At 67.3% G+C, this 8,553-nt stretch carries 8 protein-coding genes; 4 read left to right on the top strand and 4 right to left on the bottom strand.

Features of this window, described 5'->3' with window-relative positions; genetic code table 11:
* Nucleotides 1–480: 480 nt before the first annotated feature.
* Nucleotides 481–1,524 carry an AraC family transcriptional regulator gene (locus tag GSQ95_RS13680; RefSeq protein ID WP_158896931.1) on the bottom strand — a complete coding sequence of 348 codons (1,044 nt, stop codon included), beginning with the start codon at nt 1,522–1,524 and terminating at the stop codon, nt 481–483.
* 339 nt (nt 1,525–1,863) lie between these two features.
* On the opposite strand from GSQ95_RS13680, the gene eat reads away from it, so the two are divergent.
* The 3 genes from eat (at nt 1,864) to eutC (ending at nt 5,767) form a co-directional block, all read left to right on the top strand.
* Nucleotides 1,864–3,228 (top strand): ethanolamine permease, encoded by a 1,365-nt coding sequence (gene eat / locus GSQ95_RS13675; protein ID WP_158896930.1) that lies wholly within the window; start codon nt 1,864–1,866, stop codon nt 3,226–3,228.
* A gap of 182 nt (nt 3,229–3,410) precedes the next feature.
* Nucleotides 3,411–4,802 (top strand): ethanolamine ammonia-lyase subunit EutB, encoded by a 1,392-nt coding sequence (locus GSQ95_RS13670; RefSeq protein ID WP_158896929.1) that lies wholly within the window; start codon nt 3,411–3,413, stop codon nt 4,800–4,802.
* A 149-nt stretch (nt 4,803–4,951) separates the two neighbouring features.
* Nucleotides 4,952–5,767 carry an ethanolamine ammonia-lyase subunit EutC gene (gene eutC / locus GSQ95_RS13665; RefSeq protein WP_158893629.1) on the top strand — a complete coding sequence of 272 codons (816 nt, stop codon included), beginning with the start codon at nt 4,952–4,954 and terminating at the stop codon, nt 5,765–5,767.
* 3 nt (nt 5,768–5,770) lie between these two features.
* On the opposite strand, the gene GSQ95_RS13660 is transcribed toward eutC, so the two are convergent.
* Both GSQ95_RS13660 and GSQ95_RS13655 read right to left on the bottom strand, forming a co-directional pair.
* Entirely contained in the window at nt 5,771–6,265 is a 495-nt protein-coding gene (locus tag GSQ95_RS13660) for a hypothetical protein (protein WP_158893631.1), read from the bottom strand.
* A gap of 9 nt (nt 6,266–6,274) precedes the next feature.
* Nucleotides 6,275–6,715 (bottom strand): N-acetyltransferase, encoded by a 441-nt coding sequence (locus GSQ95_RS13655; RefSeq protein ID WP_158893633.1) that lies wholly within the window; start codon nt 6,713–6,715, stop codon nt 6,275–6,277.
* A 127-nt stretch (nt 6,716–6,842) separates the two neighbouring features.
* On the opposite strand from GSQ95_RS13655, the gene GSQ95_RS13650 reads away from it, so the two are divergent.
* Complete coding sequence (locus GSQ95_RS13650) at nt 6,843–7,748, top strand: alpha/beta fold hydrolase (protein WP_158893635.1); 906 nt, start codon at nt 6,843–6,845, stop codon at nt 7,746–7,748.
* A gap of 8 nt (nt 7,749–7,756) precedes the next feature.
* Here GSQ95_RS13650 and rutR read toward each other — a convergent pair whose 3' ends face one another.
* On the bottom strand, nt 7,757–8,437 hold the full coding sequence (gene rutR, locus GSQ95_RS13645) for an HTH-type transcriptional regulator RutR (protein WP_158893637.1): 681 nt from the start codon (nt 8,435–8,437) through the stop codon (nt 7,757–7,759).
* Between the last annotated feature and the right edge of the window lie 116 nt (nt 8,438–8,553).

The following is an 8,553-nucleotide window of genomic DNA, read 5'->3' as shown; positions in this document are numbered from 1 at the left end:
TAGTTGAAGAGCCATAACCGTCCGTAGCGTGGACAACGGCGAAGCCTTGTCCACCATGTTCAACACTTCGCACAGTGGAAAACGCTACGCGATTTTCCACGCTACAGATACTTTGAACACCGAGTTCCCAGGCTGGCGCCCCGTCCCCGTCAGTGAGGCCGAGCGCAGGTGTTGTGGAGGGGGATGCGAGGCAGGACGCCGAGCAAGGCGCGAGGGGCAGGAAGCCCCTTCGTGCCGTTGCCTCCGGAGCAGCGCCGGAGCGAGGGGACCCGGAGCGTAGCGGAGGGCCGAAACGTGGGGTGTGCTTTCTTTCGCTTACTTTTCTTTGCACCGGGCGGCGATCCGCAAGCAAAGAAAAGTAAGTCGCCGGCCAGGCGAAACAAGCGCCACCAATAGACCACGATAAGCAACTGGGGCACCGACAAACCAAGTAATTACAGGACCCTTGCAATGTTGAGCTTCGCTCCGCTCCGCGCCAACCTACGCCTGCTGCCGCCACTGCCGCGGACTCACCTGAAACCACCGCCGAAACGCTCGCGAAAAGGCACTCGTCTCCGAATAGCCCAGCAGCGGCGCCAGGTCGCTGACCGGCAGCCGCTGCCGCAGGTAATGCTGCGCCAGGTCGCGGCGGACGCCCTCGACCAGCGCCGAGAAGCTCGCGCCCTGATCGCGCAGGCGCCGTTGCAGCTGGCTGGTGGAGAGGTCCAGGCGCTGGGCGATGGACTCCAGGCTGGGCTCGCCCAGGGGCAGCGCCAGGCGCACCGAGGCACGGACCTCTTCGAGCAGTTCCATCTGCGGCAGGCGCTGGCCGAGTTGGCGGATGGCGTCCTGCACCACCAGCAGGAGCAGCGGATCATGGTCGGGCATGGCGCGGTCGCGCAGGTCGGCCTTGGGCACCAGCATGGCGTTGCACGGCTGGCCGAAGCTGACCGGGGCATCGAACAGTCGGCGGTGCTCGTGCCAGCCCTCGGGACGCGGGTGTTCGAACTGCACCGCGCGCGGCGCCCAGGTGGGCCCGAGCACATGGCGCAGCAGGTTGAGCAGCATGCCCAGGGTCAGCTCGGCGTCCTGGCGGCGGGCGACGATGGCGCCGTGGCGTACCTGGTAGTCGAAGCGCCAGCACTCACCGGCGTCCACCAGCTGGATCAGGGTGCTGTGCTGGTGGAAGGGAAAGGCGCCGGCGAAGTTCTGCAGCGCCGCCTCGGCAGTGGGTGAGCAGAGCCCCACGTAGCCCAGCAGGCCGAGCATCTGCGGCTTGAATTGCCCGCCGTAGTGCAGGCCGAAATTGTCGCAGCCGGACTGGGCGGCGGCCTCTTCCAGAACCCGGCAGTAGTTGCCCAAACCGAGGCTCAGCGTCGGGTGCTGCAGCTGTTCGGGATCGATGCCGGCGGTGCCGAAGATGCGATCGACGTCACCGCCGTGGCTGGTGATGACGGCGTCCAGGCCGCTGGCGGCGGCGGAGAGCACGCCGAGGTTGCGCGACGGTGAGGTAAGGGCGGCGACGCCGGAGGCGGCCAGGGGCATGGTGCGGGTCCAGGGAGGAGATCGGCATGAATGAAGCAAAGGCTGTGCCCCGGGGTGGAAAGCGATCCTCCAGTGGAGCTGGAACGCCGAGGGCTTCACGCTAATCAGCCTCTTGGCGTGCTTCATCGCGGGGCGAGTGATCGGGCATCGCACCAGCGTGGTGCGGTCCCGGGTAGCACCCTGGGAAGAGGGGTAACGCCGACTTGACCCGAGGTCACGACGACCGTGCCAAGCGGTCAAGTCGGCACGGCCCCGAGCTGTTTAAGCTCGAAAAAGCCGGGCATCGCGGGATCGCGGTGACCCATTCGGATCACGTCGCTACACGGGGAGTGGCCTGTCATGACCAACGAGAAACTCAAGCCGACCCTCGGCACCCTGCACCTCTGGGGCATCGCCGTGGGGCTGGTGATCTCCGGGGAATACTTCGGCTGGAGCTACGGCTGGGGTGTCGCCGGGACCCTGGGCTTTCTGATCACCGCGCTGGTGGTGGCGGTGATGTACACCTGCTTCATCTTCAGCTTCACCGAACTGACCACCGCCATTCCCCACGCCGGCGGGCCCTTCGCCTACAGCCGGCGCGCCTTCGGTCCCACCGGGGGCACCATCGCCGGCATCGCCACCCTGATCGAATTCGTCTTCGCGCCGCCGGCCATCGCCATGGCCATCGGCGCCTACCTCAACGTGCAGTTTCCCACCCTCGATCCCAAGCTCTGTGCGGTAGCGGCCTATTTCATCTTCATGACGCTGAACATCCTCGGGGTGAGCATTGCCGCTACCTTCGAGCTGGTGGTCACGGTGCTGGCGGTGATCGAGCTGCTGATCTTCATGGGGGTGGTGGCGCCGGGCTTCAGTGTGGCCAACTTCACCAGCGGTGGCTGGGCGGGCCAGGACCAGTTCTCCCTGGCCGCGGTGGGCGGCATGTTCGCCGCCATTCCCTTCGCCATCTGGTTCTTTCTCGCCATCGAGGGCGCGGCCATGGCCGCCGAGGAAGCCAAGGACCCCAAGCGGACCATTCCCAAGGCCTACATCGCCGGCATCCTCACCCTGGTGACCCTGGCCATCGGCGTGATGATCTTTGCCGGCGGGGTGGGCGACTGGCGCGCCCTGTCCAATATCAACGACCCGCTGCCGCAGGCCATGAAGGGCGTGGTGGGCGAGGGTTCGGTGTGGCTGCACCTGCTGGTGGGCATCGGCCTGTTCGGCCTGGTGGCCAGCTTCCACGGCATCATCCTCGGCTATTCCCGGCAATTCTTCGCCCTGGCTCGCGCCGGCTTCCTGCCCCGCGGCCTGGCCAAGCTGTCGCGCTTCCAGACCCCGCACCGGGCGGTGCTCGCGGGTGGCGTGGTGGGCATCGCCGCGATCTTCAGCGACGGCGTGATCAGCCTGCAGGGCCTGACCCTGACCGCCGCCATGATCACCATGAGCGTATTCGGCGCCATCGTCATGTACATCATGAGCATGCTCAGTCTGTTCAAGCTGCGCCGTAGCGAGCCGAACCTGGAGCGTACCTTCCGCGCCCCCGGCTATCCGGTGGTGCCGGCCATCGCCCTGGTGCTGGCGGTGGTCTGCCTGGTCGCCATGGTCTGGTACAACCCGGTAATCGCCAGCGTCTTCGTGGTGCTGATGGTGATAGGCGCGCTGGTCTGCGGTCTCAGCCGTAGACAGGGCGACATTGCACCCGACGCCGCCTTCGGCGAGGCCTGAGAGCCTGTTGAAAGTCTGCTGCGCGTCGGCCAAACGGCGTTGAAAATGGTTTCGGAATGCTCATTTACCACTCGTAAACTCGAGCGCGAGTCCGATCCGCTTCCTCAGCCATGTTCGCCTTGTTTGTCTCTAGCTCGCGAGCCTTTGAACAGGCTCGGCGCAGCGCAACCCGAGGAGGTAGCATGAGCGGTTTCCAGCACAGCGTGGGTGGCCAGACCTGGCGCTTCGCCGATCTCAAGGAACTGCTGGCCAAGGCCACCCCGGCGCGTTCCGGGGACGTCCTGGCCGGGGTCGCCGCCGGCAGCGACGTGGAGCGGGTGGCAGCGCAGATGGCGCTGGCAGAAGTGCCGCTCAAGCACTTTCTCAGCGAGGCGGTGATCCCCTACGAGGCCGACGAGGTCACCCGGCTGATCCTGGACAGCCACGACGCCCAGGCCTTCGCCCCGGTCGCCCACCTCACCGTGGGCGGCTTCCGCGACTGGCTGCTGGGTGCGGCGGCCGACGAGACCAGTCTCGCCGCCCTGGCGCCGGGACTGACCCCGGAAATGGTCGCCGCGGTGTCCAAGATCATGCGCATCCAGGACCTGATCCTGGTGGCGCAGAAGGTCCGGGTGGTGACCCGCTTTCGCAATACCATTGGCCTGCGTGGACGGCTGTCGACCCGGCTGCAGCCCAATCATCCCACCGACGATCCGGCCGGCATCGCCGCCAGCGTTCTCGACGGTCTGCTCTATGGCAACGGCGATGCGGTGATCGGCATCAACCCGGCCACCGACAGCACCAGCGGCATCTGCGAACTGCTGAAGATGCTCGACGCCGTGATCCAGCGCTACGAGATCCCAACCCAGTCCTGCGTGCTGACCCACGTCACCACCAGCATCGCCGCCATCGAGCGCGGCGCACCGGTGGACCTGGTGTTCCAGTCCATCGCCGGGACCCATGGCGCCAACGAAAGCTTCGGCATCAGCCTAGCGCTGTTGCAGGAAGGCTACGAGGCCGGGTTGTCGCAACGCCGTGGCAGCCTGGGCGACAACCTCATGTATTTCGAGACCGGGCAGGGCAGCGCCCTCTCGGCGGGTGCCCACCATGGCGTCGATCAGCAGACCTGCGAGGTGCGCGCCTACGCCGTGGCTCGTCAATTCAAACCGCTGCTGGTGAACACCGTGGTCGGCTTCATCGGCCCCGAGTACCTCTACAACGGCAAGCAGATCATCCGCGCCGGGCTGGAGGATCACTTCTGCGGCAAGCTGCTCGGCGTGCCCATGGGTTGCGACATCTGCTACACCAACCATGCCGAGGCCGACCAGGACGACATGGACATGCTGCTGACCCTGCTGGGCGCGGCGGGCATCAACTTCATCATGGGCATCCCGGGCTCGGACGACGTGATGCTCAACTACCAGACCACCTCCTTCCACGACGCCCTCTACGCCCGCCAGGTGCTGGGCCTGCAGCCGGCGCCGGAATTCGCCGCCTGGCTCGACCGCCTGGGCATCCTGCGCCTGGAAGACGGCCGCTTCCGCCTGGGCGAGGGCTTGCCGGCGCCGTTCCAGCGGGCGCTGGCGCAGTTGTAGAGGCGTTGCGGTTATCGCGGCCATGCCGGTGCGCCGTAGCGACCGCTCCTACGAGAGCGTCTATCCCTGTAGGAGCGGCCGCATCGGCGGACCGCCATGGCCGCGATAGCCTTTCCAGACAGACACCGAATCGCTCAGGAGTCTTGCCCATGAACCCCAACGACACCGCCCGCCCCGACCCCTGGGCCGAATTGCGGCGCCTCACCCCGGCGCGCATCGCCCTCGGCCGGGCCGGCACCAGTCTGCCGACGTCGGCCCAGCTGGACTTCCAGGCCGCCCACGCCCAGGCCCGCGATGCGGTGCACCTGGCCTTCGATCACCAGGCGCTGCGTGAGGGCCTGGCCGCCCAGGGCCGCGAGACCCTGGTACTGAAGAGCGCCGCGCCGGATCGCCACACCTATCTGCAACGGCCGGATCTGGGACGCAAGTTGTCCGCGGAGTCCGCTCGCGAACTCGGCGCCTATGCCGCCGAGCATCCCGAGGGCTTCGACGTCGCCGTGGTCATCGCCGATGGCCTCTCGGCCCTGGCGGTGCATCGCCATGCGCTGCCGTTCCTGGAGCGCCTGGCCGACCAGGCCGAGGCCGAGGGCTGGCGCTGGGCGCCGGTGACCCTGGTGGAGCAGGGCCGGGTGGCCGTGGGTGATGAAATCGGCGGGCTGCTCAAGGCGCGCCTGCTGGTGATGCTGATCGGCGAGCGCCCCGGTCTCAGCTCGCCCGACAGCCTTGGCCTCTACTTCACCTACGGCCCACGGCCGGGCCTCAACGACGCCTATCGCAACTGCATCTCCAATGTGCGCCTGGAAGGCCTCGCCTATGGCCTGGCGGCGCACAAGCTGCTCTACCTGATGCGCGAAGCGGATCGCCGCAAGCTCTCCGGCGTGCAACTCAAGGACGAAGCCGAGGTGCCGCTGCTGGAGGGTGGCGAGGAAAATGCGCAGGTAGGGAATTTCCTGACGGCGTTGTAGCGGTCAGGGGCGCGCGCTGCGTTGACGGTGCTCGTCCAGCAGGCGGTCGATGGCACTGCGATCGAGGGGCCGTTTCTGTTTTAGAAAGCCCTGCAGCTGATAGGAATTCCAACCATCCGACGCCTTGCCCGGACGCCGGATAGGTCGCTGCGGATCAGCACCGTAGCGCAACAGCAGCGCGACCAGGTCCGGCCGATTGAAGAGGATGGCGGCGTTGAGTGGCGTCAGGCCGCCGGTATCGACCGGCTCATCGGCCAGGCAGCCGGCGGCCAGGGCGGTCTGCGCCATCTGCAAGAGCACTTCCCGACGTATCCCTGGCTCATCGTAGTGGGCACCGACAAAGTCCAGCGTTGGCTGAGTCCGAGTTTGCCCGCCCGTGGTGAGGCCTAGCAGGCAGCCGCGCTCATCGATCACCTTGATGCCAGGGTCGGCCAGGCTATTGCCTGCCAGCGCCAACAGCGTTACCAGACCCAGCGTTTGAAACAGGAAAGCGCGCATGGTCCCTCGCTAATCGGCCGATCGGCACAGTGTCTTGCGCAAGAAGTACCGCGCAAAGCCCGGCGGATAGTCTCCCAGTTCGCCGAACACCTCGTAGCCCAGCCGCTCGTAGAAGCCGCGGGCCTGGAATTCATGGGTGTCGAGCCAGGCGCCGTGGCAGCCGCGGGCCAGGGCTTCGGCCTCGGCGCGCCGCAGCAACTCGCGGCCGGCGCCCTGGCCGCGGGCGACTTCCTCCACCGCCAGCAACTGCACATAGAGCCAGCCATAGCTGGTGTAGCCCCAGAGGCCGCCGAGGGATTCGCCGCCACGGGTCAGGCTGATGACCAGGGCCCGGTAGCCGCTTGGGCCAGCCTGGCTGTCGTTGTAGCGTCTCAGCGGCGCGGCGATGGCCTGGCGCAGGTCTTCGCGCGCTTCGTCGGTCAGGTGGTAGTCCAGGGGCGCTGCGGGCATGGCGATGGTCTCTGGAGGAGGTCTGCCCGAGCATAGCGCAGCTCCGCTGCGTGACCGCCGGGTTCTGCCGCTTTCGCCGCGCCGGCCTTGGGGTAGCATGACCCTTTACCCATTCCGCGGGGGAGCCATGGACATACGTGAAGGTCGCGCCCGGGTCGGTGCTCTCGAACTGGCCTACGAGGACTGGGGCAATCCCGCCGATCCGGCGCTGCTGCTGATCATGGGCTTTGGCGCCCAGTTGCTGCTCTGGCCGGAAGGCTTCTGCGAGGCCCTGGTGCGCCGGGGCCTGCGGGTGATCCGTTTCGACAATCGCGATGTCGGCCAGTCCTCGCGGCTGAGCTGGCCGGGTGGACGGCCGCCTTCGCTGTGGCCGGTGCTGGCGCGGGCGCAACTGGGCAAGCCCAGTGCGGTGCCCTATCGCCTGGAAGCCATGGCCGCCGATGCGGTCGGGTTGCTCGATCACCTGGGGCTGGAGCGCGCTTTCGTGCTGGGCGGCTCCATGGGCGGCATGATCGCCCAGATCCTCGCCGCCGACTGGCCGCAGCGGGTCGCGCGGCTCGGCATCCTGTTCTCCTCGACCAATCAGCCGCTGTTGCCGCCGCCCTCGTTCAGGCTGCTTGGCAGCCTGCTGCTGCGGCCGCCGGCCGATCTGCCGGCGGAAGCGGCGCTCGCCCGGCAAAAGGCCCTGCTGCGCGGCATCGAGAGCCCGCGGTATCGCCAGAGCGAGGTGGATCTCGAACGGCTGGTGCAACGGATCCTGGCGCGCGGCGTGGATGTGGACGGGGTGCAGCGGCAGCTGTTCGCCCTGCTCGGCAGCGGCGATCTGTGGCCCTTTGCCCAGCGCATCCAGGCGCCGACCCTGGTGGTCCATGGGGCGCGGGATCCGCTGTTGCGTCCGGCCTGTGGCCGCGCCGTGGCCCGGGCCATTCCCGGTGCCCGCTTCGAGCTGATACCCGACATGGCCCACGACCTGCCGGCGCCGCTCTGGCCGAGACTGAGCGAGTTGTTCGCCGACTTCTTCCTGGCGCCCTGAGCCGGGTTTCAGCCTCTCAAGCGCGGGCGCAGCCCGTCGATGAGCAGGGTTTCCAGGCCTTGCAGAACCTCGTCGAAGAAGGCTGGATCCTGCAGGGTACGGCCACAGAGTGCCTGCACCTGGACCCTGAAGTCCGCATAGTGCTGGGTGGTGGCCCAGAAGCTGAACAGCAGCTGGTACGGATCCACCGGTGCCAGCCGGCCGGCATCGATCCAGGTACGGATCACCCGGGCCTTCTCGTCTATCAGGTCGTGCAGGCTGCCCTGCAATTCCGGCAGCAGCAGCGGCGCGCCCTGGACCATCTCCAGGCAGAACAGCCGGGACTCGGCGGGATAGTCGCGGGACATCTCCAGCTTATGGCGCAGATAGCCGCGCAGGGCGTCGAGGGGATCCTGGTCCTCGCTGAAGGTGCGCAGGGGACTCAGCCAGGTCGCCAGCAGCTGGCGCAGCACGGCGACATAGAGATCTTCCTTGCTGCTGAAATAGTAGAGCAGGTTGGTCTTGGAGACGTCTGCCTGCAGGGCCACCTGATCCAGGCTGGCGCCGTGCAGGCCGAAGCGGGAAAAGATATCGAGCGCGGCGCCGAGGATCTGGGCGCGCTTGGCTTCTATCTGACGCTGCCGGCGTTGCTGGGCGGCAGGGCTGGGTTGACGCGGCTTGCGCGGCGGAGGATCACTGGCCTGACTCACGAACTGCTCCTTGGGCCTGCATGGACATCTGACGCGGACCGACCGCTGGACGAGCGGGAGGGACAGCTTCAGGTGCGGTCATTGAGATTCGCACCTTCCTGGTGACGAATCGTCGG

Source organism: Pseudomonas sp. BAV 4579 (assembly GCF_009765395.1).
Taxonomy (GTDB): domain Bacteria; phylum Pseudomonadota; class Gammaproteobacteria; order Pseudomonadales; family Pseudomonadaceae; genus Chryseomonas; species Chryseomonas aestiva.
This window is presented reverse-complemented; position numbering and strand designations above follow the sequence as displayed.

Excerpts from the sequence above, each read along its gene's own strand:
- GSQ95_RS13655 (WP_158893633.1), bottom strand. The coding sequence starts at position 6,715 with ATGCCCGCAGCGCCCCTGGACTACCACCTGACCGACGAAGCGCGCGAA.
- eutC (WP_158893629.1), top strand. The coding sequence starts at position 4,952 with ATGAACCCCAACGACACCGCCCGCCCCGACCCCTGGGCCGAATTGCGG.
- GSQ95_RS13660 (WP_158893631.1), bottom strand. The coding sequence starts at position 6,265 with ATGCGCGCTTTCCTGTTTCAAACGCTGGGTCTGGTAACGCTGTTGGCG.
- eat (WP_158896930.1), top strand. The coding sequence starts at position 1,864 with ATGACCAACGAGAAACTCAAGCCGACCCTCGGCACCCTGCACCTCTGG.
- GSQ95_RS13650 (WP_158893635.1), top strand. The coding sequence starts at position 6,843 with ATGGACATACGTGAAGGTCGCGCCCGGGTCGGTGCTCTCGAACTGGCC.
- GSQ95_RS13680 (WP_158896931.1), bottom strand. The coding sequence starts at position 1,524 with ATGCCCCTGGCCGCCTCCGGCGTCGCCGCCCTTACCTCACCGTCGCGC.
- GSQ95_RS13670 (WP_158896929.1), top strand. The coding sequence starts at position 3,411 with ATGAGCGGTTTCCAGCACAGCGTGGGTGGCCAGACCTGGCGCTTCGCC.